Here is a 23,885-nt window from a genome sequence, read left to right as displayed (position 1 = left end):
ACGCAGGTGACCGAAGTGCCGGTATTGCCCGGCGAGGTGACGGGCCGATAGGGACCGGGCGCCCGAAAGCCGGTGGCGGGGCGGTCTGTTCCAGGGACCACCGGGGTAGTCCAGACGTGACCCGTGGCCCGTCTCAGCCAGGAGGCACGCATGGGCAGAGCCCGTCTCGCCGAACTGCACGGTGTCGCCACCTCCTATGAGCCCGCGCCCGGCCAGAGCGTGCCGGTGCCCGAGGACACCGTGGTCGCCGTCCTCGCCGCACTGGGCGTCGACGCCTCCACCCCCCGGTCCGTCCAGGACGCCCTGGACGCCCACGCCCACGCCGAGCGGCACCGGCTGCTGCCGCCGACCGTGGTGCTGCGCGCCGAGGACGGCCCGGCCCGGCTCTCCCCGGACGGACCGCTCAAGGGCCTGGCGCTGCGCGTCGAGACCGAGGACGGGGCGAGCCTGCCGGGGGACGGCCCGCTGCCGCCGGGCATCCACCTGCTGCGCGCCCGGACACCCGACGGGCGCACCTCCAGCGCCCCGCTGATCGTCTCGCCGGCCCGGCTGCCCGAGCCGCCCGGGCGCGGGCACGGCTTCCTGGTCCAGCTCTACTCCCTGCTGTCCGCCCGGTCCTGGGGCATGGGCGACCTCGCCGACCTGGCCGAGCTGGCCGCCTGGTCGGGGCGGGCCTTCGGAGCGGACTTCGTGCAGGTCAACCCGCTGCACGCGGCCGTGCCCGGGGACCCCACCGACCCGTCCCCCTACCGGCCCTCCTCCCGCCGCTTCCCCGACCCCGTCCATCTGCGGATCGAGGAGATCACCGAGTACGGCTATCTCACCGGCCCCGAACGGGACGGCGCCGAGCGGCTGCTGGCCCGCGCCGCCGAGCTCCGCGAGGCCGTGCTGCGCCGGGGCGAGCTGATCGACCGGGACGCGGTCCGGGCGCTGAAGCGCAGTGCGCTGGAGCTCGTCCGGACGGTGCCGCTGAGCCCCGGGCGGCGGGCGGCGTACTGCGACTTCCTCGCCGAGCAGGGCCAGGCCCTGGACGACCACGCCACCTGGAACGCCCTCGCCGAGGTGCACGGGCCCGACTGGCACGGCTGGCCCGGCGCCCTGAAGGATCCCCGCTCGGCCCGTACCGCCCGGGCCCGCGGTGAGCTCCTGGACCGCGTCGACTTCCACTGCTGGCTCGCCTGGCTCACCGACCGCCAGCTGGCCACCGCCCAGCGCGCCGCCCGCGACGCCGGGATGCGCATCGGCCTGGTCCACGACCTGGCCGTCGGGGTGCACCCCTCGGGCGCGGACGCCTGGGCCCAGCAGGAGGCCTTCGCGGCCGGCATGTCGGTGGGGGCTCCCCCCGACGCCTTCAACTCCCGGGGCCAGGACTGGGGCCTGCCGCCCTGGCGCCCCGACGCCCTGCGGGCCACCGGCCACGCCCCGTTCCGCGAGCTCCTGCGGGCGCTGCTGCGGCATGCGGGCGCCCTGCGCATCGACCATGTGATGGGCCTGTTCCGGCTGTGGTGGGTGCCGCAGGGCTGCGAGCCCGGGCAGGGCACCTATGTGCGGTACGACGCGGAGGCGATGCTGGGCGTCCTCGCCCTGGAGGCGCACCGCGCGGGCGCGCCCGTCATAGGGGAGGACCTGGGCACCGTGCAGCCCGGAGTGCGCGAGGCGCTGGCCGAGCGCGGGGTGCTGGGCACCTCGGTGCTGTGGTTCGAGCGGGACTACCGGCCGGGCGTCCGCCGCCCGGCGCCGCTGGCGCCGGACCGCTGGCGCCCCGGCTGTGTCGCCACGGCCACCACCCATGACCTGCCGAGCACCGCCGCCCGGCTCACCGGCGACCATGTCGAGCTGCGCCACCGGCTGGGCCTGCTCGGCCGCCCGCTGGCGGTCGAGCAGCGCGAGGACGCCAAGGGCGTCGCCGAATGGCTGGCCCTCTTCGGGCGGCTGGGGCTGCTGCCGGAGGGACCGCGGGACGAGGAGGCGGTGATCAAGGCCGTGCACCGCTTCCTGCTGAGCACTCCCGCCCGGATGGTGGGCATCTGGCTGCCGGACGCGGTCGGCGACCGGCGCCCGCAGAACCTGCCGGGCACCTGGGACGAGTACCCGAACTGGCGGCTGCCCATCGCGGACGCGGCCGGGCGGGCCCTGTCCCTGGAGGAACTGGCGGCCTCGCCCCGGCTGCACGCCCTGATGGAGGAGGTGCGGGGGGTCGCGCGCCGATGGAGCACCCCGGGCGCGCGGGCCTCGCAGGGGTCCGATACCTTCGGGGCGTGAGCAATAAGAAGATGAACGCCGTGCGCGCCGGGGCCGTGTCCGTCGGCACGCTCATGCTGCTGATGATGTCGTCCCCCGCGTTCGCGCTCGTCCGCGACGACGGTGACGACCCGGGCCCGGGCCTGAGCGTGGTCCAGACGCTGGGGCTGTTCGTCGCCGCGCCGATCGTGCTGTTCCTGGTCATCGCGGGGCTGGTGATGGTCCTGTCGAAGAAGTCGGACAACACCCGGATCCACGACACGCACTACGCGCGCTCCTCGCGCTGACGGAGCTTTCGGGGCTTCGCTGCCTCGGCGCCTACGCACGGACCGGGGCGTTCGACGAGGACAACCCGAGCACAGTGATCCACCCTGACATCGCTCCCCGGGAGGGAGAGATCGTGGTCACCAAGAAGCGCGGGAGCGCGTTCTCCGGCAGCGACCTCGACCTGGTCCTGCGGGCCGGCGACATCAACAACCTCATTCTCACCGGCATCGCAACCAGCGTTGTCGTGCTGTCCACTTTCTGCCAGGCCGCCGACCTGGACCTCGGCCTCACCGCCCTGACCGACGCCTGCCTCGACACCGACCCCGAGCTGCACCGCGCCCTCACGGAGCGGCTGTTCCCGAGGCAGGCGGACGTCATCACCGTCGAGGACTAGCTCAAGTCCATCCCAAGCTGACCAGAGATCCCGCGCGACGCGCACCGACTCATGGCCTCGCCACGCAGAGCGGGTTCGGTGGCACCGGGTACGGCTTTCCTCACGACTGGGGGCAGTTCTCGTGAGGAAAGCCGTACCCGGTTCGCTTGGGCTGCAACGGGCGCAACACCTACCGCTGAACGACGGGTCAGGTGGATGCGGGTGTTGTCCCTTGACACATGAATTCCTCGGCCACGCCCCGGAGGAATGCTGTCGCTTCAGTCCCTCGCAGGGAATATCCCAGGAACAGGTCGAACAGATTCAGGTGGTGTGAGATCTCCTGCGGTTCGCGCAACACCACCTCACCGGAGAACAGTTCTACTGTCACCAGTTGGTCGTCGTAGATGACGAAGATGTTCAGCGGTGTGGCGGGGATGTGGGAAGCCTGGGGAAGGACCGCAAGCTCCACGTTCGGTTTCAGTGACACGTCCGCCATGTGCGCACACTGTGCCGCTATGACCTCGATGGATGCCCGGCGCCACCTGACGGCCTGCTCGGTGAGCAGGAAGGTGAAGCTGCGGTCTTCGTCGTCGAGGATCGCCTGACGGTCCATGCGCGCTTGCACGGCGCGTCTGATGTCTTCGGCGTCCCGTGGGGGGCCGCCGCTCACAGTCTCGGAAAGCGTCAGTTCCGCGTACTGGCGGACTTGCAGAAGCCCGGTGGGGACAGTCGGGAGGAAGTGCCGCATCACTCGCGATGAGGATTCACGTGCGCGCAGCTCGCCTTGCTTGCCGTAGAGATCCACTCGGGCGGAGGCGGGCCGCTGCTCACCGTCCAGACGCATGGAAGACTCCCTTTCCTCACATGCCATACGTGGCCCACCACTCCGTGAACGGCTGTGCGTGAGCAAGTGCTGTGTCCCGGTAGCGGGCGAACTCTGCTGTGCTGCTCGGTGGCAGGACGTCTGCTCCGAGGAAGCCCCCGTGGTCGTCGTAGCGCATGGACGCCACGTGCCGTGAATCGAAGAGCCAGAAGTCATCGACGCCTTCGAGAGGGTTGGCCTGTCCTGTGATGTCGAGGATGAAGAACTCCTCCCCGCCCGTCAGGTTCTTCTGGTACCCCCAGCCGAGTTCATACCTGAGGTAGTCCGTCAGCGGGCGGGTCACGATGTGCACACGGTAGACGCGCTTGCCCTTGTTCGTGTGCGACCGCACTTCTTCGACCCAGTCGGAGTTGTAGTCCGCTGGCTGCTGGCCACCAGCCATGAACATCTGGTAGGCGTCGACGTTCCCGGACTTGCTGTAGTCGTCCAGCGTCTCCAGTCGGAATGCTTCTTGCTCAAAGGTCTCGAGCATGTCGGCGAGGCTCTTGGACGAGCTGACCATGGACCACCTTCCACGTGGGAGTCAACTATGCGGCTGGACAGGGCTGTTCAGGGATAGCATGGTTGGGTGAGCATGTCACCAAGGCCATGCTCAGGAACAACGGGCGCGCGAGGTAGAACCCTAGGGATACGTCCCCGTCGTGTTCGAGGGCCTCCGTCGCGTATGCGACTTTGTCGGCGAGCCGGCGTGGGTCGCGGTCAGTCGGTGAATCGAAGCGTGGTGCGTACTCGCGCAGTTGCTCGGCCAGCCACTTGGCTGCTTCCTTCGGGTGCTCCCAGGTTCCCCGAACCAACTTGGCCGGCTTTAGCAGCCAGTACGCCGTCTCCAGCGGGGGTACGTCCGTGACTCGCCACTCCGAGACCGCTTCGCGATACCTTTCCAGCACATCGGGCGGGCTGGTGGCTGTCGGCTCCAACGATGTGGGCGGGCGCCGAACGCTCTCCTTGTCGAAGACCGCCTTGTCGCCGACCCACAGATAGCCGTGGAAGTGCAAGTTGCGTCCTGTTGTTCCATTGCGGTTCCCGCTCTCGTGAATACCGAGAGCGGGAACCGCAGTTCGACGGGTCAGGCCGAGAGACCGAACCACGACGGGGCGATGCCCGCCGCATTCAGCTCGTCAGTGGTGAACCTCAGTGGCTCGGCGTGCGGGCGCTTGCTGTCGCCCAGGGCCCAGGCGTTGTCACCGATGCGGGCGAGGGTGACGCATGCTTCGCCGTCGGGGTGCGTGTTGCCGCCGCATGCCTTGGCGAATCGGACGCCGTCAAGGGGCAGGCCGTACAGGTCAGTCATGGTGAACCTTCCTGAGAAGTGGTGGGACACCGAATCAGCCGTCGTAACCGAGGGCACGCTGGTCCTGCTTGCGCTTTGCGGATTGCGCATAGATCAGGGTGTCGATCAGCTTGCGCACGGTGGGCAGTGGGACCGTCCCCAGGAATACGGATGGTTCGCCGGAGAGGGAGGCGCGGCCGGTGAGTTGGGGCCAGGAATCCCGGTCGCCGACCCTGATGCCCATGTCCGCCAGCACACGCTCGAGCATGAATGCGGTGTCGTCAGACTTCCGCTTGCCTGCCATGAAGGCATCGGCTTGTCGCGCGGCGGTTTCGGTGTCCGATGTCATGTGGACATCGTGGCGCCATGGGCGACGAGGTTCTAGTCTGTTTCCTGTTCCCTCAAGAAATCATCCCTGATGCTGGCGGCGAAGGATCGCATCTCGTCGCCATAAACAGCCACCCGTTCAAAGCTCTCAAACCTTGCTAGATAGATCTCGATGTCTCGCGGCTCGCTGGCCGTGACCTCTGCGTGTGGAATCTCGATAAGGGCCAGGCGAGTGTCGAAGAGGGCGAACGAGGAAGGGGGAAGCCCCGGCATGGGCTTCGAGAGCGGCAAGACGCCGATGCTGATGTTCGGCAACCTTGACATGGTCGCCAGCCGGTCTAATTGGGCCGCCATCATGGGCGCCGGGATGAACCGCCATCGGAGAACCGATTCTGTGATCAGGAATCGGAATGACCGGCTCCTGTCATAGAGGACCTCTTGCCGCTTCAGTCGCGCCCCGAGCATTTTCTCAAGCGCGTCGTCCGACATATCGCGGCTGCTCAGGATCGCGCGTACATACTCTGGCGTCTGCAGCAACCCAGGGATGCAAGACGGCTGGAAGAGCCGCATAAGGCTGGTCTGCGCTTCCATCGCGCCGATGGCGATCTGGTGCTTGTGAAGCCCAGAACGGTGATACAGGCGCCAAGCGGTCGCCTCCGTGGCTGCTTTCCGGGCGACCTCTGCTAGCTGGCTCTTGACCTCCTCAGAGACCTCCAATGCCGTCAAGATCTGCTCGACATCGATGACGCTGGGTGGCAGAACGCCGTTTTCGATTTTGCTCAGCTTGCTTGGAGACATGGCAGCGCTGCGGGCGACTGCCTTGGCCTGCTTCCCGCTGGCCTCACGCAGTTCCCGCAGCGCCTTACCCAGATCCGTGCGGTTCACTCGGCTCCGTATCGCTCCCACCACTCGTGGAAGGGCACGGCGTGCGCCAGAGCCGTCTCCCGATACTCGATCCACTTGGAAGCGTCAGGCTCTGTTTCGGCTTCGATGAACTTGCCGCTGTCGTCATAGCTCATCGACACGACGGACGATTCGTCGAACATCCAGAAGTCCGGTACGCCTTCGAGCGGGTTGAGCAGTTCCGTGGTGTCGAGGATGAAGAACTCCTCACCGGACTCGGCGTTCTTGTGGTATGCCCACTCCAGCTCGTACCGGAGGTAGTCCGTAAGTGGGCGGGAAAGGATGTGCACGCGGTACATCCGTTTGCCCGCCTGGGTGGTGGCGCGTACCTGGTCCGCCCACTTCTGGTTGTAGTCAGCCGGCCGAGGTTCTCCTGCGAGGAAGGCGCGCAGTTCTTCCGCCTCGGACGAACCGGTGTAGTCGTCCAGGGTCTCCAGCCTGAACGCTTCGCGCTCAAAATCCGTGAAAAGCCTTCCGAGCTCCTCAGACGAGATTTTCATTTGCCAGCCTCCGAAGCAGTGACATGGGGATACGGACAGCCGTTTCGTTCGCCGGAAGCCGCATAGCCCTAAGGGTTTCCGGGTCAGTCACCTTGTAGCCCTGGACTACGGCGTCGTCAGTACCGTCGACTGCGAAGACTTGCGGACAGGTGCCATCTTGACACTCGCCCACGAGCCGTGTCAGCGCCATGCTGCGTCCCCTCCCGTGCGGTCTGCGGTTGTCTCCCCTGGATCGATCGTCCCGACTCCATGACTGCTGGGTCAAGATGCGGCAGTTGAGAGAACAGGAAACTGGCCCGGGGTAGCCGAAGCCCGGGTTCAGGGCGTCAACTTGCCGCCGCTTGTTCACGCGCAGGCGTGGAAGCCCCGCGAGCCACGGACTCCCCGGTGAGGTCGACTGCTGTCCGCAACTCCCGTAGAGTCTTGCCCAGTTCGGTCTGATGGCTTAGTTCCGCTGTCCCCAGTACTCGGAGAACGGCACCGCATGAGCCTGTGCGATGTCCCGGTACTGCTGGTACTCCGGTAGTCGGCCGGAGGGCAGAGCTTCGGCTCCAACGAACTTCCCCGAGTCCGTGTAGTGCATCCGATAGACCTCGGCTTCGTCGAAGAGCCAGAAGTCGTGATCCGGTAGACCGGCCACTTTCTGCTGTGCCAGGTCGATGATCCCGATCGATTCGCCAGCGGTGATGTTGCCCGGGTATGCCGACAGCTCGTAGCGCAGGTACTCGGTCAACGGTGATGTGAGTACGTGCACACGCGATACGGATTTCCCGAGATCGGTCATCGAGCGAACCCACGGGTTGTCGCTCCACTCGGGAGGCATCGGCTTCCCGGCCAGGAATGCCTCGAACTCCTCTCGTTCTTCCTCGACGTCGTAGACACTCAGGGTTTCCAGCCGGAAGGCCGTGTGCTGGAAGACCTCGAAGAGGCGTCCGAACTCCTCACCTACGAGCAAGGGAGTGCTCCTCCATGTGTGTTGTGTGGTGGCCTCGATGCTGTCGAGCAAGTGGTCGTGTGGTCAAGGGGCACGCCTTTCCGCCACGGGAAAGTCGCCGAAGCTCGGGTCAAGGCGTCAACTCGGCGCCTGGCGGCCGCACCTGGGCGTTCGCGTGGCCACCCTGCCCGGCGCTTGAGCTTCGGGTTTCGGGGGTCGGGATTCGAGCCCTGTTTCCAAGGAATGGTTTGTTGGGTTTGAACCCACCCACCCGCCCAACTCCCGTGTGCACACGGACGGATGACATTTCGCGAATGCGGGCGTCGACGCCCACCATCGCCGTGTAGCGTGCGGCACAAGCAAACGGCCCCCGACCGGTGTGCTACCACCAACCGAGGGCCTGACCATCAAGATCGCAAGATCGGAACGATCTCATGGCTGTCGCTCACCCTATCCCTGCTCCTCCCATGGCCGCGCCCGGTTACGGCAAACGCTCCGTACCAGATCAAGCACCCCGCACCGCCCGCGACTTCGCACACTTGCCCGCCCGCGAGGCGGTCATCGCCGCGCACATCGACCGGCTTCCCGACGGGGCCGCCATGGACGCGAAGACGCTCGCCAAGGAGATCGCCGCCTACGGGCAGCAGGCCATCCGTACCGCCCTCAACAACCTCTCCGAAGCCGGGCACCTGCGCCGCGTCCGCGAACCCAGCGGCACCCAGTGGGTCACCCGCAGCCTCTTCAGCCGGACCGCCCGGGACGACGACTGGTGGGCTGCCGTCCTCGCAGGAGACGTCCCGCAACAGCAGGAGCAGGAGCAGGCGCCACAGGCCGGCCGGTCCGTCGCGTACACCGCCCTCGCCGCGCTCGGCCGTACCAGCCCCCGCGTCGCGCTCTCCGCCGCCGAGTGCTCCGCCCTCGAACCCCTCGCCGCCGAATGGTTCCAACGCGGCGTCACTCCGCCCGAGTTCGCCCGCACCCTCACCACCGGGCTGCCCGCCGAACCCATCCACTGCCCCGGCGCCTTCATCCGCCGACGCCTCAACGACAAGATGCCACCGGAACCGGAAGTGGTGGAAGCACCCACGCCCCGCCTCATGGAATGCACCAACTGCGGCGACCCCGGCCCGTCCCAAGCCCTCCCCGGCGGCCTCTGCCGCCCCTGCCACGGCGAGCGGCCCACGGACGCAGGACCCGACGCCACCGCCATCCGCGACCGCGTCGACGCGCTCCGCGCCATGGTGCGGGACCGCCCCCGTGTCCCGCACCACCGTCGCTGACCGGTCAGGCCGTGGTCGTCCGCTCCACCGGGATCCACAGCTGCGCGTCCGCCTGGCCCTTGTCGTCCGGACGGACCCGCAGGAACTCCGGGCCGGGCCTGCTGCGGTACGGGTTCGACGGGAACCACTCCGTGTACACGTCCCGCCACATCAGCTGCAGCGCCTCCGGGAACGCCCCGGAGTTCTCGAAGACGGCCCACGTGCCCGCGGGTACGGTGAGGACGTCCAGCCCTTCCGGCACGGGCACGGACGTACCCGTCACCACACCGTGCCAGTAGTCGAGCTCCGTCCCCTCCGCGCGGCTGGGGTCGATGTCGTCGGTCACCGCGACGATGCCCTGCGGCTCCTGGCCGGACAGCCCGTCCAGGCTCCGTATCGCGTCCTGGTCCAGGCCCCGGATGAACTCCGCGATGTGCGGGTTCACGCCCGCGTGGACGAGCGGGACGCGCGCCTTCCAGCCGACCACCCGCAACTCCGGCTTCTCCACCACTCGGTATCGCATACTGCTGCTCCCTTCGACGATGAGGCGGAAGGACATCCGGGGCTGCGACTGCAACGCCGCACCGGTGCGCCGGGCCTCGCCGGGGCCGACCCCGTGCATGGCGCGGAACGCCCGGGCGAACGCCTCCCCCGAGGTGTAGCCGTAGCGCACGGCCACCTCGAGCAACGTCCGCTCGCCGCCGAGCACTTCGGCACCGGCGACCGTGAGCCGCCTGCGCCGGATGTACTCGGACAGCGGGATCCCCGCCAGCGCGGAGAACATCCGTCGGAAGTGGTACTCCGACGTCACCGCGATCCGGGCCAGGTCGGCCACCTCGATCCGCTGGTCGAGATGCTCCTCGATGTGGTCCATGGCCCGGTTCAGCTGCTCCAGCACCCCGAACCCCTCCCTCCCTTGCGATCACCACCGTAGGAAGAGAACAGCCTCCCCCACCCGACAATCCGTGCCCGCTCCGGTCGGGCGGGCGCACGTCAGCCATTCATGGTCGAGTGAGGGGAGGGAACAGTGCGACTCGGAACACCTTAAATGCTTCGCAGCATGGTCATTTCTCGGCCCCACCGTCGATGTCCCGTCCGTGCAGTTGGACACCGCCGAGGCCGACCAGATCATCAAGGAAACGGGGCACTACTCCGGGCAGTACAGCGCGATCCAGCTCAACTGGCCCCTCGCCCCCGGAGTGATCGAGCCGATCTACGCCTTCAAGACCCCCAACGCGGGCTACTGGTCCGTCGGCGTCTACACCAGGAGGATCTCGCACCACGCGTAACCGCGATCAGGCAGACGGCTCCGAGCCTTCACACGGCTCCGAGCCGTCCGAACGTCCGTGGAACGTAGTCTTCTATCGGTGGCGGTCTGCTTTCGGGGCTTTCGGGGTGGGGCCGGGGTTTTCACCCCGGCCCCACCCTTCGTTGTCGGTCGGGCCGCGCGCTGTTGTCAGGCCGCGGCCGCGTCCGCCTGCTGGGCCTTCAGCGCCCGCACAACGCCCGCCCGGGACTCGGTGACCAGGCGCCGCAGGGCCGCGCTGGGCTCGGCCGAGGCCAGCCAGGCGTCGGTGGCCTCCAGGGTCGCCGGGGACACCTGCAGCGCGGGGTAGAGGCCGGTCGCGATCTGCTGTGCGCCCTCGTGGTCGCGGGTCTCCCAGACCTGCTTGACCGCCGCGAAGTACTTCTCCGTGTACGGCGCGAGCAACTCGCGCTGGTCGGTCTGGACGAAGCCGCCGATGATCGCCTCCTGCACCGCGTTGGGCAGCCGGTCGGACTCGATGACCGACGCCCAGGCCTCGGCCTTCGCCTCGGCCGTCGGGCGCGCGGCCCGTGCGCAGGCGGCGTGCTGCTCGCCCGCCGAGGTCCGGTCGCGCTCCAGCTCGGCGGCGATGGCCTTCTCGTCCGCCCGTCCGGTGGCGGCCAGCCGGGTCAGCAGGTCCCAGCGCAGTTCGGTGTCGACGGCCAGGCCCGCCACCGTCTCGGTGCCCTCCAACAGGCCGGACAGGAAGTCCAGTTGCGCCCCGGTGCGGGCCGTGGCGGCGAACGTCCTGGCCCACGCCAGCTGGTGGTCGCTGCCGGACTCGGCCGACCGCAGGTGCTCCAGGGCGGCCTCGGTCCAGGTGGCCAGGTCCGTCTCGCGCCGGTCGGGCGCCGCGTACAGGTCCAGGGCGAGCTTCACCTGGCGCTGCAGCGACTGGACCACGCCGATGTCCGACTCCTTGCCGATGCCCGACAGCACCAGCTTCAGGTAGTCGCGGGTGGCCAGTTCGCCGTCCCGGGTCATGTCCCAGGCGGAGGCCCAGCTCAGGGCGCGCGGCAGGGACTCGGCGAAGTCGCCCAGGTGCGCGGTGACCACCCGCAGGGACTCCTCGTCGAGCCGCACCTTCGCATAGGACAGGTCGTCGTCATTGAGCAGGACGACGGCCGGGCGGCGCTTGCCGGTCAGCTGCGGGACCTCGGTCAGCTCGCCGTCGATGTCCAGCTCGATCCGGTCCGTACGCACCAGCTTGCCGCCCGTCAGCTCATAGCAGCCGATCGCGATCCGGTGCGGGCGCACGGTGGGCCGGCCCTTGGCGCCCTCGGGCAGCGGGTTCGCCTCCTGCCGGACGGCGAACGAGGTGATCACCCCGTCGGCGTCGGTGCCGATCTCCGGGCGCAGGGTGTTGATCCCGGCCGTCTCCAGCCAGGCCTTGGACCAGGCCTTGAGGTCCCGCCCGGAGGTCTTCTCCAGCGCGTCCAGCAGGTCCGACAGACGGGTGTTGCCATAGGCGTGCGTCTTGAAGTACGCCTGCACGCCCCGGAAGAACTCGTCCTCGCCCACATAGGCGACCAGCTGCTTGAGCACGGACGCACCCTTGGCGTAGGTGATCCCGTCGAAGTTGACGAGCACGTCGTCCAGGTCGCGGATCTCCGCCATGATCGGGTGGGTGGAGGGCAGTTGGTCCTGCCGGTAGGCCCAGGTCTTCATGGAGTTGGCGAAGGTGGTCCAGGAGTGCGGCCACCGGGAGCCGGGAGCGGCGGCCAGGCAGGCGATGGAAGTGAAGGTGGCGAACGACTCGTTCAGCCACAGGTCGTTCCACCACTTCATGGTCACCAGGTCGCCGAACCACATATGGGCCAGCTCGTGCAGGATCGTCTCCGCCCGCACCTCATACGCCGCGTCCGTCACCTTGGAGCGGAACACATACTGGTCGCGAATGGTGACCGCGCCCGCGTTCTCCATCGCGCCCGCGTTGAACTCCGGCACAAAGAGCTGGTCGTACTTGGCGAACGGGTAGGCGTAGTCGAACTTCTGCTGGAACCAGTCGAAGCCCTGCCGCGTCACCTCGAAGATCGCGTCCGCGTCGAGGAACTCGGCGAGCGAGGGCCGGCAGTAGATCCCCAGCGGGACGGTGCGCCCGTCCTTCTCATAGGAGCTGTGCACGCTGTGGTAGGGGCCCGCGATCAGCGCGGTGATGTATGTCGAGATCCGTGGCGTCGGCTCGAAACGCCAGATGCGGTCCGCCGGGCGCTCGGGCGTCGGCGAGTTGGAGATGACGGTCCAGCCCTCGGGCGCCTTCACGGTGAACCGGAACGTGGCCTTCAGGTCGGGCTGTTCAAAGGAGGCGAAGACCCGGCGGGCGTCCGGCACCTCGAACTGGGTGTACAGATAGGCCTGGTTGTCGACCGGATCCACGAACCGGTGCAGTCCCTCACCGGTGTTGGTGTAGGCGCAGTCCGCGACGACCGTCAGCTCATTGCGCCCGGCGAGCAGCCCGGGCAGCGCGATCCGGCTGTCCTTGAAGACCTCGGCCGGGGCGAGGGCGGCACCGTTGAGCACGACCTTGCGCACGGCGGGGGCGACCAGGTCGATGAACGTCTCGGCCCCCGCCTCGGCGGAGTCGAAGCGCACGGTCGTCTCGGAGCGGTAGGTGCCGCCGTCCTGCGCCCCGGAGAGGTCGAGCTCGATCTCATATGAGTCCACGGTGAGCAGCCGTGCCCGCCGCTCCGCCTCTTCACGGGTCAGATTCGTGCCAGGCATCCGGGCATCTCCTTAGTGTTTCGTGGTATTCGCGGCCATCACGGGGTATTCACGGCCATCACGGTTCCGGTCATCCTTCCACGGCGGGGCTCAGCGGCGCAGCGCGGATGTCCAGGGGCCGTCGGCCTCGATCCGCAGCAGTCCGGGGCCGGGCAGCGGGGCGCCCACCTGGAGCCTGCCGATTTCGTTGACCAGGAGGGTCTCGTCGTCGTGGCCCGGGAACCCGGGGTCCTCGGCGATGTGCCAGACGGCGAAGTTGTTGTCGCCGCGGTGGCCGAACTCGCCGACCCGGTCCGGGCCCTCGTACCGCAGGACGTCCGGCCCCTGGCCCTGGACCGGGGTGTCGGTGAGCCTGCGGGCGGCATGGAGCGGGAGGGCCCGGACGGTCCACGGTCCGTCGACCTCGACCCGCAGGGTCAGCGGCCGGTCGTGCGGGACCCTGGCCGTGGTGCGGCCGTGCAGCCGGTCCCCGCCGTAGTAGTGGCTGAGCAGGGTGTCGTCGGTGCGGCCGTACTGGTCGCAGCTGGAGATGGCGGCGCCGATCTCGAAGCGGCACTCGATCTCGATGATCACCCGGCCGGGCGGGAGCGGGCCGAGGGTGACGGTCTGGTTGCCCCGGCCCCGCTGTTCGGCGGGTGCGAAGGACGGGAGGTCCTGCACCGGGGCCGCCGTCGGCGGGGGCGGCACGGCGTCCTGCGGCTGCTCGACCGGCTGCTCGACGTGCACGCCGAAGTCGGTCGCCAGGCCGGCGAGGCCCGAGGCGTATCCCTGGCCGACCGCCCGGAACTTCCAGCCGCCGTCGCGGCGGTAGAACTCGCCGAAGAGGAAGGCCGTTTCGGTGCCGGCGTCGGTGACCGGGAAGTAGGCGACCTGTGCGCCCGCCGCCGTGCTGACCCGGATGTGCAGGCCCGGGATCCGTCCGAAGGTCCCGCCGTCCGCGGAGGCCGCCACCACGATCCGCTGCACCTCCGGCTCCACCCGGGCCGGCTCCAGCACCAGCCAGTCGGCCCGTGCGCCCGCGTCGCCGTCCGACTTGCCCAGGTGCTGCACGGCCTGTGAGGGGTGCGTGGTCTGGTTGTAGAAGACGAGATCCGCGTCCCCACGGACCTTGCCGCCCGCATCGAGCAGCAGGGCCGAGATGTCGGCATCCGGCAGTCCGGGGCCGGTTCCCCAGCACACGGCGATATGCAGGGGTTCGGTGGGGATGGGCAGGTTGCCGCCCTTGGGTATCTGCGTCATGATCGCACTCTGCCATGGAATCGAACATGCTGTCCGGTTTCTGGCGGTGAGGGGTGCCGGGCTGTCGGACGGCGTTGTCGGTGGCGGTGGGTACGCTGACGGCGGAGGCAGTCGGCGCAGGGAGGTGTGAGTCATGACGGTGCTCGATCGGCTCTGGCGCGAGGTCGAAGCCATGACCCGCCCGGAGGGCTACGTGGTTGAGATCATCGACGGAAAGGTGATCATGACGCCACGGAGTCCGACGCAGTCCAACACGATCCGCAGTGTCACGCGTCAGGCGGAGCGGGCCTTGGGCGAAGATGTGCCCCTGGTCTTCGATGTGGCGATCGATTTTCCCGGCGAGACTTCTTCGGCGCCGGACGTGTCCATTCTCGACCTGGACGCTCAGCCTCGCGGCAAGCGCTATGTCTGCCAGGACGTGATCGCCGCCATCGAGATCGTGTCCTCGGATTCGGACGACAACGACTATGTGACCAAGGTGGCCAAGTACAGCCGCTTTGGCATCGAGACGTACTTGATCATCGACCCCTTCAAGCAGGTCTGCACGTTGTACGAGGGAGCCCTGGCCACCGGGTACGCACAGCGTAGAGAGTATGCCTATGGGCAGATCGTGGAGATGGACCTGGCGGACGGCCGGAAGTTCACGATCGACACCAGCGGCTTCCCAGTCGAGGGCTGAGCTGTCCCGGACGAGGGCGAGGGCCGGGTACCGCTGCGGTACCCAGCCCTCGCCCTATGCGTTCCGGCGGCCTCAGCCGCCCAGTTCCTTCGCCACCAGCTCCGCGATCTGCACCGCGTTGAGCGCCGCGCCCTTGCGCAGGTTGTCGTTGGAGAGGAAGAGCGCGAGGCCGTTCTCGGCGGTCTCGTCCACCCGGATGCGGCCGACGTAGGAGGCGTCCTTGCCCGCCGCCTGGAGCGGGGTCGGGATCTCGGACAGCTCGACGCCGGGGGCGTCCTTGAGCAGCTCATATGCGCGCCGCACGGTCAGCGGACGCTCGAAGCGGGCGTTGACCTGGAGGGAGTGGCCGGTGAAGACCGGGACCCGGACGCAGGTGCCGGAGACCTTGAGCTCCGGGAGCTCCAGGATCTTGCGGGATTCGTTGCGGAGCTTCTGCTCCTCGTCCGTCTCGAAGCTGCCGTCGTCGACCAGCGCACCGGCCAGCGGCAGCACATTGAAGGCGATGTGCCGCTGATAGATGCCGGGCTCCGGGAGGCCGACGGCCTCGCCGTCGTGGACCAGCTCGGGCCCCCGCTCGACGGCCGCGCGCAGCTGGCCGTCGAGCTCGGCCACGCCCGCCAGGCCGGAGCCGGAAACCGCCTGGTAGGTGGTGGCGACCAGCGCGGTCAGCCCCGCCTCCGCGTGCAGCGGCCTGAGCACCGGCATCGCGGCCATCGTGGTGCAGTTGGGGTTGGCGATGATGCCCTTGGGGCGGTTGGCGATCGCATGCGGGTTGACCTCGGAGACGACCAGCGGGACGTCGGGGTCGCGGCGCCAGGCCGAGGAGTTGTCGATCACCACGGCGCCCTGCGCGGCGACCTTCTCGGCCAGCGCCCTGGAGGTGGCGCCGCCCGCCGAGAAGAGCACGATGTCCAGGCCCGAGTAGTCGGCGGTGGCCGCGTCCTCGACGGTGATCTCCCGGTCCTCCCAGGGGAGCGTGGAACCGGCGGAGCGGGCCGAGGCGAACAGGCGCAGCTCCGTGACCGGGCCCAGAGAATTGAATGCGGCCCGCTCGGCGAGGATCTTGCGCATCACTCCGCCGACCTGACCGGTGGCTCCGACGATTCCGATCCTCACGAGGACTCCCTACTCACGTCCGTCACATCCGTCGCTGGCGGGGACGGGGTGCCCGACCGCGCGGTTCCCATCATGCGGGGGGGTGGGGGGTGAAAGTCCAATCCGTTGTTCGGAGAGCGGGACGGTGGCTGTCCCAGCCGGATCGCGCGATGCCCCAGCATGGCGTAACACGCGGTGCTACGGTCGTGATATGGCCCCCAAGGAGCGTTTCAGCATCAGCATGGACCCCGAACTACGCGCGGCCGTCAAAGAGCACGCCCGTGCCATGGGACTGGATGTCACCAGGTATGTCACCGTGGCTGTGCAGAGGCAGATGGAAGAGGACGATCTGATCACCCGGCGCTTCGCTGCGGTGGACGCGGATATCGCCGTGACGGAGGCTCTCCCCGCACCTGAAGGGGCAGAGGTTCAGTTCACGGAGGAGGAGCTGGCTGCTGCGAGAGCCGGTATGGCGCAGTCGCTCGCTGCGGCTGCCCAGGAAGCGGCATGAGTTCTGCCGCCTTCGTCTACGACACGGGCATGCTCATCGCCTTGGAGCGCCAGGACACCGCTGCCCATATGTTGCATCGCGTGCTGGCTGAGCGCGGCCATGCCCCTGTCGTGCCGTTGCCGGTGCTGGCGCAGGCGTGGCGCCCAGGGCGGTGGACGCCACTGACACGGTTGATTCCGCAGTGCGTCATCTTCGGAGTCCGGGCCGACTCCCCTCCGCCGTGCGGAGTCTGCTTGGCCGGGCACACGGAGGAAGATGCCCGGCGCGCAGGCCGACTGCTGGCCATAGCGTCGATTCCCCAGCAGAAGCGCCCCGATGCGGTGGATGCTCTGGCCGTGGTCATCGCGGCTCGGCATGTCGAGGCCGTCCTTGTCACTTCAGATCCCCAGGACCTTGCCGCTTACCGGGATGAGCTCACGGAGTGCCGGAGCGGGGTGCTGATCCTGCACACGGCAGACATCGCAGGCTTCCTGGCCGGAAAACGCATTCTGCGCTGACAGACAAGCACTCCGCTCGTGCGCTTCAACAGGCCTGGGCTGCAGAGGCTTCTTTGATCAGCTGGCGTTGTAGGGCACGCACCAGGTGGCCGTTGAGGGAGAGGCCGGATCCAGCAGCGGCTCTTCGCACGTCGGCGTCGAGTTCATCGGGGATACGGATGGTGAACGCGCCCATGGGCCCCACCGTACGTACTTCTCCAGGCCCGGAGCAGGGCATCGCGGAAACTCGTCCGCCGGACGAACCGACGGGGCGGGGCGCCCGTCCCGGACACCCGCCCCGCCCGCCGTCGCCGCGAAGCGGCTACCGCACCACCCTCTCGATCTTCACGCTGCCGGTCCCGGCCACCGTGCCGCGGTCGTCGACCAGCCGGACGTCACCGGAGAAGGTGCGGTCCTCCGGTGCCGCGCCCGTGACCAGGACCTGGGCCGTGACCTGGGCGGACTGGCCGGTGCGCAGCTTCACCGGCTTGCTGCCGCCGGCCTTGATCTCGCCGAGCGCGGGTGCGAAGTAGACATCGCGGTAGTCATAGGCGGTCGAGCCGCCCGGCACCGAGTAGGCGCTGACCTCGATCGTGTACTCGCCGGGGGCGGGCTTGTCGAGGGTGACCAGTTCCTCGGAGCCGCCGCTGGTGGAGGAGCCCACCGGCTTGCCGTCCCGGTAGACGGCCAGGTCCAGGTCGGCCTTGGCGTCGGAGGTGCCGCCGATGGCCGCCTCGAAGCGGGTGACGCCCTCGCCCAGGGTGACCTTGGTGAGCTGCCGCTCGCCCTGCCTGACGGTGGGCCGGGTGACCTTGGACGAACCCAGGCGGCCGCCGACCGGCCTGGCGTCGATCGCGGCGAAGCCGTTGGTGACCTTCCAGGAGACGGCGGCCGGGGTGCCGGCCTTGGCCTCGGGGACGGTCCGCACCGCCGGGTCGAAGGTGGCGCCGAGGGTGGTGGCGGTCACCGTGTAGGGGTTGTCGAGCTCGGGTGAGGTGCGGCGCGCCTCGACCTCGATCTCCCAGACGCCCGGCAGCGGGTCGGGGTAGGAGCGCACATCCGGGCGGCAGGTGTCCTTCGGGTTGCCGTAGTCGGGGTAGCAGTTGACGGTCGAGGTCGGATCGACCGGTACGCCATAGGAGTTGATGGCGATGAACCGGGTCTGGCTGCCCTTGGCCAGGCCGCTCATGGCGATCTCGAGCGACTTGGCGCCCTTGGGCACCTGGACGAAGTACGAGGTGGTCGCGTTGCGCTGCACCGAGCCGGACTTCTTCAGCACATACGAGGGCTTGGTCGGCGGCTCGGCGGCGATCACGGTCGCCATGATCTGCTTGTCGACGCCGATGGTGCGGTAGTCGTCCACATCGAGGATCGCGCTGTGGATGCCCGCCGACCGGGGCCTGGCCCGGACCTTGACGGTGACGGGCCGGTTCAGCGGCAGCCCGACCCGGTCGGAGCCGATGAGCTTGAACGTTCCGTCGTTGTTCTGCCACTTCAGCCCGTGCCACACCGGACGGTCGGGGCCGGAGGTGCGGGTGATGGTGACGTCATAGGTCCTGGACTGCCCGGCCTTGAGGCCGCCCTCCCGGTCGTAGATGCCGGTGCCGAAGCCCGGCGTCTTCAACTGGTCCGAAAGGGCCGTGGAGACCGGTGTCTTGACCGTGTAGTCATGGGCGGTCGCGCCGTGCCGCAGTGCGGCCCAGGCGCCGGTGATGTTGATCAGGCCGGAACCCTGTTCGTACGCCTGGAAGCCGTTGATCTGCTTCGCGGTGCTGGTGAGCGCGGTGCGCAGATCGGCCGGGGTGAGCTTCATATGCTGCTGCCTGGCCGCCGAGAGCAGCAGGGCCGAGGCGCCGGCCGCCTGCGGGGAGGCCATGGAAGTGCCCTGCAGCATGCCGTAGCCGGGCGGCAGGTCGTAGCCGGACTCCCTGACCGGTGCGCCCGGTTCCCAGGTGGGGGTGGTGTTGATGGACGCGCCGGGTGCGGTGATGGTGGGGGTGAAGCCGCCGTCCTCGCGCGGGCCGCGGGAGGAGAAGGGCATCATCGCGTAGGGGGTCCGCACCTCGGAGCCGTAGTTGGCGGCCCAGGTCTCCTTGGAGACGGAGGCGCCCACGCTGAGCACCTTGTCGGCCAGCCCGGGGTCGCCGATGGTGTTGACGCCGGGGCCGCTGTTGCCGGCGGATATGACGAGCTGGACGCCATAGGTGTCGATGAGGCGGGTGTAGAGCTCGGAACGGGCGTTGTTGCCGTCGTTGAGCGCGGGCAGCCCGCCGATGGACATGTTGACGATGTCCACGCCGTGGTGGACGACGAGGTCGATCATGCCCTCGGTGAGCGCCACATTGGTGCAGCCGCCGGTCCAGGTGCAGGCCCGGGAGGAGACGATCTTCGCGCCGGGGGCGGCGCCGCTCATCCGGCCGCCGAAGAGGCTGTTGGCGGCGGTGATGCCGGCCACATGGGTGCCGTGCTCGGACTCGATGACGCCGATGTTGACGAAGTCGGCCTTCTTGCCGACCCAGTTGCCGCCCTTGGGGTCCATCGGCACGTCCTTGCGGACCTGCACCACGAACGGAATGCGCTCGGCGATCGGGGACTTGGGGTCGTCCTTGCCGAAGTAGCCGACCTGGAAGCCGTCCTTGTACGGCTTCATCTCGGTTGCGTCCCGGAAGTCGCCGTTGTTGTCGAGGTCGACGCGGACGGTGCCCTTCTTCTTGTCGTAGAGGACGGCCCAGGAGTCGGTGGTGTCGCCGTCCCGGTTGAGGTCGCCGTTCATGTCGCCGCCGGTGGTGGCGCTCTCGCGGAACAGCGCGACCTGGTAGTCGCCGGGCGGTGCGGTGTAGGTGCGGCCGTTGAAGGAGAAGCCGGGGCCGGAGACCTCGGTGGTCATCGGCAGCCAGGTGCCGTCCTGGTCCCCGAGCGGGTCGGTGGCGGTGACCCAGTCGACGATCTTGCGCTCGCCGGTGGTGGTCTTCTGCAGCGCGGGATGGGCGAGGTCGACGCCGGAGTCGAGGATGCCGATGGTCACGCCCCGGCCGTCGGCCTCGGGGTGGTCCCTGGCGAAGTCGACGGCGCCGGTCTCGAAGGCCGGCTGGTAGGGGTTCTTGGCCGGGGTGTCCTTGCCCGGTGCCGGATAACCGTGGCCCCTGGGTCCCTTGGTGACCGCCACGGCGTCACCGCGCGGTGTCGGGTCGGGGAGCTTGATCTCCTGCTTGAGGTCGATGCCATGGACCGAGGACAGCTTCTGTGCCTCGCCGATGGCCGCATCGGCCTTGGGGGTGGGGACGGTGGCCCGTACATAGCCGAGCCGGTCATAGGTCTGCCCCACCGAGGCGCCCTGGATGGCGTCCAGCTTTCCGGTGATCTGTCCGGTCTGCCCCGGGGTGGTGGCGATCATCATGGTGACGGTCCGGTCGCCGTCCGACTTGGCCTTGGCCAGCAGGCCGGCGCCGTGCGAACCGAGCTTGTCCGCCGCGGGGTTGGCCGGTTTGACCGGGCCCGGGGCCGGAGTCGGAGCCGGCGGCCCGGGGTCGTCGGCGAGGGCGGGGGCGGTGCCCGCCGCGGTGAGCGCGGCCACCACGGCGGCCGCGACGGCTATTCGGGTCCCGCGTCTCGCGCGGCCGGCGGGGGTGCGGGGGGTGAGGGCGGTCATCAACTTCCCTGGATCACGAATGAACGGCTGGTGACCGATCACTTTTATGGAAGTGATGGGTGTTTGGGGAGAGTTGCCAGGGAGGGAAAATAAAGATGGCGTAAACCCGCCATTCGCCGTGCGGGATGAAGCGGGACGCAGGGCGCGAATCAGGTCAGGGCCGTTCTCGCAGTTCAGGGGCTGTAGGGCAAACGGACTACACCGGCCTTCGACGAGCCGTAGGGTTTCGCGAGCCGCGTTCCCCGGCGGGTGAACGCTGAGTGAGCGTCAGCACTCCAGGGGACGAGTGATATATGTCGATTCGCAGTGGCCAAGATCGATGTGAAGTGATCGGCGGCGGCCGTTGCTGCCGCGTTCACGCCGAGGTCACTCGCGCTGCCAACGATCCTCACTGACGGCAGCCGCCGCACCTGCCAGACCGCCCGCCTTCGCGTTCGCACTCGGGGAGACCGCCATGCACCGCAGATCCACCAGATCCGCAGCCACGCACCTCGACCGCCGTGGGTTCCTGGCCGCCGCGGGTGCCGTCAGCACGGCCACCGGCCTCGGGCTCACCCTCGGCGGCAGCGGCACCGCCGCCGCCGAGACCCCGACCCCAACCCCGACCTCCACCCCGCACCCTGACACCCTGTTGGCCCAGAGCGCCCCCGAGGCCGCTCCCACCGGCGCCGGCACCACCCTCACCTCGGTGGCCGCCCCCCGGGGCAGCGGCGGCTACCGGCGGCTCGGCGACGGGCCCGGCTGGCCCCGGATCGTCCGCACCGACCTCGCCGCCGCGCACTCCGCCCGGGCCGACCGCCGCACCACCCTCGCCTCCTTCGTCCAGTTCACCGATCTCCACCTGACGGATGTGCAGCACCCGCTGCGCTATGAGTTCTTCCGCTCCGGCGGCGAGGGCGCCTGGCGGCCGCACGAGGCGCTGACCCTGCCCGGCGTGGTGTCCCTGATCGAGCGCGTCAACCGGCTGCGGCGCGGCCCCGCGACCGGCAGCCCGCTGCGCTTCGTCGTCACCACCGGGGACAACGGCGACGAGAACGCCAGGATCGAGGCGGAGTGGTTCCTCACCGCCATGAGCGGCGGCCGGATGAGCCCCAACACCGGTGACCCGCGCCACTACGAGGGCGTCCAGAACAGCGGCCTCAAGCTCTTCTGGCACCCCGACAGTTCGCTGCGCGACCAGGACAAGGCGATCGGCTATCCGCGCATCCACGGCTATCTGGACGCCGCCATGCGCAAGGTCAACAGCCCCGGCCTGAACATCCCCTGGTACTCCACCTTCGGCAACCACGACCTGCTGTCCGGCGGTTGCTACCCGGCCGTGGGCTCCTTCATCGCCGATGTCGCGGTGGGCGGCAAGAAGCTCTACTCCATCCCCGCCGACGAGGCCAAGTGGCTGATGGACGGCGAGCTGCACGGCGCCGACCCCAAGGGCAAGCGCATAGAGGAGCTGCTGCGCAGGCACAAGAAGGAGCTGCGCAGGGTCACCCCGGACCCGCGCCGCGTTCCGCTGACGCAGCGTCAGTACGTGGCGATGCACCTCGACCGCAAGCACACCGGCAAGGGCCCGGTCGGCCACGGCTATACGCAGGCCAACGCCGATTCGGGCAACCTCTATTACACCTTCCCCGTCTCCGGCAAGGTCATCGGCATCAGCCTGGACTCCACCGACCCCGGCGGGCACTACCAGGGGTCGATCGGCACCACCCAGCTCAACTGGCTGGACCGGACCCTGACGCAGCACAAGAACGAGTACGCGCTGGTCTTCAGCCATCACCCCAGCTGGAGCATGAACAACACCACCCCCGACCCCGGCCGCCCCAAGGACCAGCGGCACGGCGGCGACGAGCTGATCGCCCTCCTCCAGCGCCACAAGAACGTACTGGCCTGGATCAACGGCCACAGCCACCGCAACCGCATCAGGCCGCGCGGCAGCTTCTGGGAGATCGCGACCGCCTCCCACATCGACTACCCGCAGCTGGCACGCATCATCGAGATCACCGACAACCGCGATGGCACGGTGTCCCTCTTCACCACCCTCATCGAGTCGGCGGCCCCCTACCGCACCGACTTCCATGACCTCTCCCAGACCGGGCTGGCCTCGCTCTACCGCGAACTGGCCTTCAACGCACCGGGATCGGACCCCTCGCTGGTCGGCGACTCCACCGACCGCAACACCGAGCTGCTGCTCAAGCGCTGACCGCCCCCCGGTCAGCGGGGCAGGACCACGACATAGGCGGCGGGATCGCGGTCGGCCGAGGCCATCAGGGCGGTACGGACCACCGCGGCCTGCTGCTCCGCCGACTCGCGCAGCTTCTTCGGCGTGAGGTGGACGACCATGATGCCCAGCCGTTCGAACCGCTCCCGCTTGCGGGCGTGTTGGGAGAGCAGCGCGTCCTCCTCGCCCCGCGCACCCCGGGCGTCGATCTCCACCACCACACCGTGGTCCGGCCAGTAGGCGTCCACACTGCCCAGGCAGGGGCCGCCCGGCAGCCATAGCTCCACATTCCACAGCGGGGCGGGCAGCGCGTGGTCGGCCACCATGGCGTAGAGCCGGTCCTCGGCGGCGGCCCGGCCCTCGGCGAGCAGGCCGTCCACCACGCCCACCACCTGCGGGCGGCTCAGCAGCCGCGCCCGGGTCAGCTCCCGCACCAGCTGGGCGGTCTCGCAATGCCCGCCGCGCACGGCCTCGGTGAGCACGGTGCGCACCGCGGCCGTGTCGGAGAGCTGGGCGACGGCGTCGGCGACCGCGCGCGCCACGGGGGCCACCGGCACCCCGGTCAGCAGCCGGGGGCGGGGCACGGTGTGCGCCCGTACCGGGCGGACGAACCCGGTGGCACGCAGCCGGCGGGTGCGGGGCACCAGGACGTCGATGTGCTCCAGGGAGAGCAGCGGGGGAGCGGAGGTGAAGCGGTGCAGGGCGAGCGCGGCCAGGCCGGTGATCATCGCCTCGCCGTAGGAGGCCGGCTCGGTGGCCCGGGTGGGCTGGACGGGGACGCCCTGGGTCCGTGCGGTGGTGTACATCAGGGCGGCGTGCAGCCGTTCCTCGCTGGTGGCCGGTCCGGTGTGCAACAGATAGACGCCGGGCAGGAGTTGCTGCCAGGGGCCGCCGGGGCGGCAGCGCTCGTTGACGACGGCCGAGGCGATGCCGTGCTCGCGCAGTTGACGGGAGGTCAGCACGCGGTGCCGGACGTCGGAGAGGTGGTGGAGCGGGCGGGGGGAAAGGGGTGTGTCGAAGCTCATGCCTCGGCCATT

The 23,885-nt window shown here is 69.0% G+C and carries 23 protein-coding genes and 1 pseudogene; 9 read left to right on the top strand and 15 right to left on the bottom strand.

Annotated elements, in window-relative coordinates:
- Window positions 1–150: 150 nt before the first annotated feature.
- The 3 genes and pseudogenes from malQ to ABCR83_RS22330 all read left to right on the top strand — a co-directional run.
- A complete protein-coding gene (malQ, locus tag ABCR83_RS22340; protein ID WP_462696904.1) occupies window positions 151–2,262 on the top strand; it encodes a 4-alpha-glucanotransferase in 2,112 nt (703 codons plus the stop codon).
- An 11-nt stretch (window positions 2,263–2,273) separates the two neighbouring features.
- Window positions 2,274–2,528 carry a hypothetical protein gene (locus ABCR83_RS22335; protein WP_462696922.1) on the top strand — a complete coding sequence of 85 codons (255 nt, stop codon included), beginning with the start codon at window positions 2,274–2,276 and terminating at the stop codon, window positions 2,526–2,528.
- A 38-nt stretch (window positions 2,529–2,566) separates the two neighbouring features.
- Window positions 2,567–2,902, top strand: a pseudogene (locus tag ABCR83_RS22330) (cysteine hydrolase family protein); the annotation flags it as partial.
- Between the two features lie 187 nt (window positions 2,903–3,089).
- Here the strand turns inward: ABCR83_RS22330 and ABCR83_RS22325 are convergent.
- From ABCR83_RS22325 to ABCR83_RS22290, 8 genes are all read right to left on the bottom strand, one after another.
- Window positions 3,090–3,725 (bottom strand): DUF5753 domain-containing protein, encoded by a 636-nt coding sequence (locus tag ABCR83_RS22325; RefSeq protein ID WP_462696903.1) that lies wholly within the window; start codon window positions 3,723–3,725, stop codon window positions 3,090–3,092.
- Window positions 3,726–3,741: 16 nt separating this feature from the next.
- Window positions 3,742–4,266, bottom strand: a complete 525-nt coding sequence (locus tag ABCR83_RS22320) for a DUF6879 family protein (RefSeq protein WP_462696902.1) — start codon at window positions 4,264–4,266, stop codon at window positions 3,742–3,744.
- Between the two features lie 25 nt (window positions 4,267–4,291).
- On the bottom strand, window positions 4,292–4,759 hold the full coding sequence (locus tag ABCR83_RS22315; RefSeq protein WP_462696901.1) for a hypothetical protein: 468 nt from the start codon (window positions 4,757–4,759) through the stop codon (window positions 4,292–4,294).
- 71 nt (window positions 4,760–4,830) lie between these two features.
- A complete protein-coding gene (locus ABCR83_RS22310) occupies window positions 4,831–5,055 on the bottom strand; it encodes a DUF397 domain-containing protein (RefSeq protein WP_462696900.1) in 225 nt (74 codons plus the stop codon).
- A 34-nt stretch (window positions 5,056–5,089) separates the two neighbouring features.
- Entirely contained in the window at window positions 5,090–5,383 is a 294-nt protein-coding gene (locus ABCR83_RS22305) for a hypothetical protein (RefSeq protein WP_462696899.1), read from the bottom strand.
- Window positions 5,384–5,415: 32 nt separating this feature from the next.
- Window positions 5,416–6,246, bottom strand: coding sequence for a helix-turn-helix domain-containing protein (locus ABCR83_RS22300; protein ID WP_462696898.1), 831 nt, complete (start codon window positions 6,244–6,246; stop codon window positions 5,416–5,418).
- Window positions 6,243–6,764 (bottom strand): DUF6879 family protein, encoded by a 522-nt coding sequence (locus tag ABCR83_RS22295; protein ID WP_462696897.1) that lies wholly within the window; start codon window positions 6,762–6,764, stop codon window positions 6,243–6,245. Before ABCR83_RS22295 ends, ABCR83_RS22300 begins: the two co-directional genes overlap by 4 nt.
- Window positions 6,765–7,209: 445 nt before the next feature.
- On the bottom strand, window positions 7,210–7,719 hold the full coding sequence (locus tag ABCR83_RS22290) for a DUF6879 family protein (protein ID WP_462696896.1): 510 nt from the start codon (window positions 7,717–7,719) through the stop codon (window positions 7,210–7,212).
- Window positions 7,720–8,165: 446 nt separating this feature from the next.
- On the opposite strand from ABCR83_RS22290, the gene ABCR83_RS22285 reads away from it, so the two are divergent.
- Entirely contained in the window at window positions 8,166–8,978 is an 813-nt protein-coding gene (locus ABCR83_RS22285) for a hypothetical protein (protein WP_462696895.1), read from the top strand.
- 4 nt (window positions 8,979–8,982) lie between these two features.
- Here the strand turns inward: ABCR83_RS22285 and ABCR83_RS22280 are convergent, their stop codons facing one another.
- Complete coding sequence (locus ABCR83_RS22280; RefSeq protein WP_462696894.1) at window positions 8,983–9,855, bottom strand: AraC family transcriptional regulator; 873 nt, start codon at window positions 9,853–9,855, stop codon at window positions 8,983–8,985.
- Between the two features lie 199 nt (window positions 9,856–10,054).
- On the opposite strand from ABCR83_RS22280, the gene ABCR83_RS22275 reads away from it, so the two are divergent.
- Window positions 10,055–10,246 carry a hypothetical protein gene (locus tag ABCR83_RS22275; RefSeq protein WP_462696893.1) on the top strand — a complete coding sequence of 64 codons (192 nt, stop codon included), beginning with the start codon at window positions 10,055–10,057 and terminating at the stop codon, window positions 10,244–10,246.
- A gap of 167 nt (window positions 10,247–10,413) precedes the next feature.
- Here ABCR83_RS22275 and pepN read toward each other — a convergent pair whose 3' ends face one another.
- Together pepN and ABCR83_RS22265 are read right to left on the bottom strand one after the other, a co-directional pair.
- Window positions 10,414–12,984: an aminopeptidase N gene (gene pepN, locus ABCR83_RS22270; protein WP_462696892.1), complete on the bottom strand. Its 2,571-nt coding sequence runs from the start codon at window positions 12,982–12,984 to the stop codon at window positions 10,414–10,416.
- Between the two features lie 90 nt (window positions 12,985–13,074).
- Window positions 13,075–14,223, bottom strand: a complete 1,149-nt coding sequence (locus tag ABCR83_RS22265) for a TerD family protein (RefSeq protein ID WP_462696891.1) — start codon at window positions 14,221–14,223, stop codon at window positions 13,075–13,077.
- Window positions 14,224–14,356: 133 nt separating this feature from the next.
- Between ABCR83_RS22265 and ABCR83_RS22260 the strand changes: the two genes are divergently transcribed.
- Window positions 14,357–14,902, top strand: a complete 546-nt coding sequence (locus ABCR83_RS22260) for a Uma2 family endonuclease (protein WP_462696890.1) — start codon at window positions 14,357–14,359, stop codon at window positions 14,900–14,902.
- A gap of 72 nt (window positions 14,903–14,974) precedes the next feature.
- Here the strand turns inward: ABCR83_RS22260 and ABCR83_RS22255 are convergent, their stop codons facing one another.
- Complete coding sequence (locus tag ABCR83_RS22255; RefSeq protein ID WP_462696889.1) at window positions 14,975–16,018, bottom strand: aspartate-semialdehyde dehydrogenase; 1,044 nt, start codon at window positions 16,016–16,018, stop codon at window positions 14,975–14,977.
- Window positions 16,019–16,208: 190 nt separating this feature from the next.
- On the opposite strand from ABCR83_RS22255, the gene ABCR83_RS22250 reads away from it, so the two are divergent.
- Together ABCR83_RS22250 and ABCR83_RS22245 are read left to right on the top strand one after the other, a co-directional pair.
- Entirely contained in the window at window positions 16,209–16,508 is a 300-nt protein-coding gene (locus tag ABCR83_RS22250; protein ID WP_462696888.1) for a hypothetical protein, read from the top strand.
- On the top strand, window positions 16,505–17,005 hold the full coding sequence (locus ABCR83_RS22245) for a hypothetical protein (RefSeq protein ID WP_462696887.1): 501 nt from the start codon (window positions 16,505–16,507) through the stop codon (window positions 17,003–17,005). Before ABCR83_RS22250 ends, ABCR83_RS22245 begins: the two co-directional genes overlap by 4 nt.
- Before the next feature lie 25 nt (window positions 17,006–17,030).
- On the opposite strand, the gene ABCR83_RS22240 is transcribed toward ABCR83_RS22245, so the two are convergent.
- A complete protein-coding gene (locus tag ABCR83_RS22240) occupies window positions 17,031–17,180 on the bottom strand; it encodes a toxin-antitoxin system HicB family antitoxin (protein WP_462696886.1) in 150 nt (49 codons plus the stop codon).
- Window positions 17,181–17,306: 126 nt separating this feature from the next.
- Window positions 17,307–20,633 (bottom strand): S8 family serine peptidase, encoded by a 3,327-nt coding sequence (locus tag ABCR83_RS22235; protein ID WP_462696885.1) that lies wholly within the window; start codon window positions 20,631–20,633, stop codon window positions 17,307–17,309.
- Between the two features lie 454 nt (window positions 20,634–21,087).
- Here ABCR83_RS22235 and ABCR83_RS22230 point away from each other — a divergent pair, with 454 nt between their 5' ends.
- Complete coding sequence (locus tag ABCR83_RS22230; protein ID WP_462696884.1) at window positions 21,088–22,830, top strand: TIGR03767 family metallophosphoesterase; 1,743 nt, start codon at window positions 21,088–21,090, stop codon at window positions 22,828–22,830.
- 11 nt (window positions 22,831–22,841) lie between these two features.
- Here ABCR83_RS22230 and ABCR83_RS22225 read toward each other — a convergent pair whose 3' ends face one another.
- Complete coding sequence (locus ABCR83_RS22225) at window positions 22,842–23,873, bottom strand: hypothetical protein (RefSeq protein ID WP_462696883.1); 1,032 nt, start codon at window positions 23,871–23,873, stop codon at window positions 22,842–22,844.
- Window positions 23,874–23,885 lie beyond the last annotated feature (12 nt).

The sequence above is a fragment of the Streptomyces xingningensis genome (genome assembly GCF_054957865.1).
Note: the sequence above shows the minus strand (reverse complement) of the source record. Positions and strands in the feature narration are given on the sequence as shown.

What these genes read in the sequence shown, in the direction of transcription:
- malQ (WP_462696904.1), top strand. Translation starts at nt 151, where the DNA reads ATGGGCAGAGCCCGTCTCGCCGAACTGCACGGTGTCGCCACCTCCTAT.
- ABCR83_RS22335 (WP_462696922.1), top strand. Translation starts at nt 2,274, where the DNA reads ATGAACGCCGTGCGCGCCGGGGCCGTGTCCGTCGGCACGCTCATGCTG.
- ABCR83_RS22325 (WP_462696903.1), bottom strand. Translation starts at nt 3,725, where the DNA reads ATGCGTCTGGACGGTGAGCAGCGGCCCGCCTCCGCCCGAGTGGATCTC.
- ABCR83_RS22320 (WP_462696902.1), bottom strand. Translation starts at nt 4,266, where the DNA reads ATGGTCAGCTCGTCCAAGAGCCTCGCCGACATGCTCGAGACCTTTGAG.
- ABCR83_RS22310 (WP_462696900.1), bottom strand. Translation starts at nt 5,055, where the DNA reads ATGACTGACCTGTACGGCCTGCCCCTTGACGGCGTCCGATTCGCCAAG.
- ABCR83_RS22305 (WP_462696899.1), bottom strand. Translation starts at nt 5,383, where the DNA reads ATGACATCGGACACCGAAACCGCCGCGCGACAAGCCGATGCCTTCATG.
- ABCR83_RS22295 (WP_462696897.1), bottom strand. Translation starts at nt 6,764, where the DNA reads ATGAAAATCTCGTCTGAGGAGCTCGGAAGGCTTTTCACGGATTTTGAG.
- ABCR83_RS22285 (WP_462696895.1), top strand. Translation starts at nt 8,166, where the DNA reads ATGGCCGCGCCCGGTTACGGCAAACGCTCCGTACCAGATCAAGCACCC.
- pepN (WP_462696892.1), bottom strand. Translation starts at nt 12,984, where the DNA reads ATGCCTGGCACGAATCTGACCCGTGAAGAGGCGGAGCGGCGGGCACGG.
- ABCR83_RS22265 (WP_462696891.1), bottom strand. Translation starts at nt 14,223, where the DNA reads ATGACGCAGATACCCAAGGGCGGCAACCTGCCCATCCCCACCGAACCC.
- ABCR83_RS22260 (WP_462696890.1), top strand. Translation starts at nt 14,357, where the DNA reads ATGACGGTGCTCGATCGGCTCTGGCGCGAGGTCGAAGCCATGACCCGC.
- ABCR83_RS22250 (WP_462696888.1), top strand. Translation starts at nt 16,209, where the DNA reads ATGGCCCCCAAGGAGCGTTTCAGCATCAGCATGGACCCCGAACTACGC.
- ABCR83_RS22245 (WP_462696887.1), top strand. Translation starts at nt 16,505, where the DNA reads ATGAGTTCTGCCGCCTTCGTCTACGACACGGGCATGCTCATCGCCTTG.
- ABCR83_RS22240 (WP_462696886.1), bottom strand. Translation starts at nt 17,180, where the DNA reads ATGGGCGCGTTCACCATCCGTATCCCCGATGAACTCGACGCCGACGTG.
- ABCR83_RS22235 (WP_462696885.1), bottom strand. Translation starts at nt 20,633, where the DNA reads ATGACCGCCCTCACCCCCCGCACCCCCGCCGGCCGCGCGAGACGCGGG.
- ABCR83_RS22230 (WP_462696884.1), top strand. Translation starts at nt 21,088, where the DNA reads ATGCACCGCAGATCCACCAGATCCGCAGCCACGCACCTCGACCGCCGT.
- ABCR83_RS22225 (WP_462696883.1), bottom strand. Translation starts at nt 23,873, where the DNA reads ATGAGCTTCGACACACCCCTTTCCCCCCGCCCGCTCCACCACCTCTCC.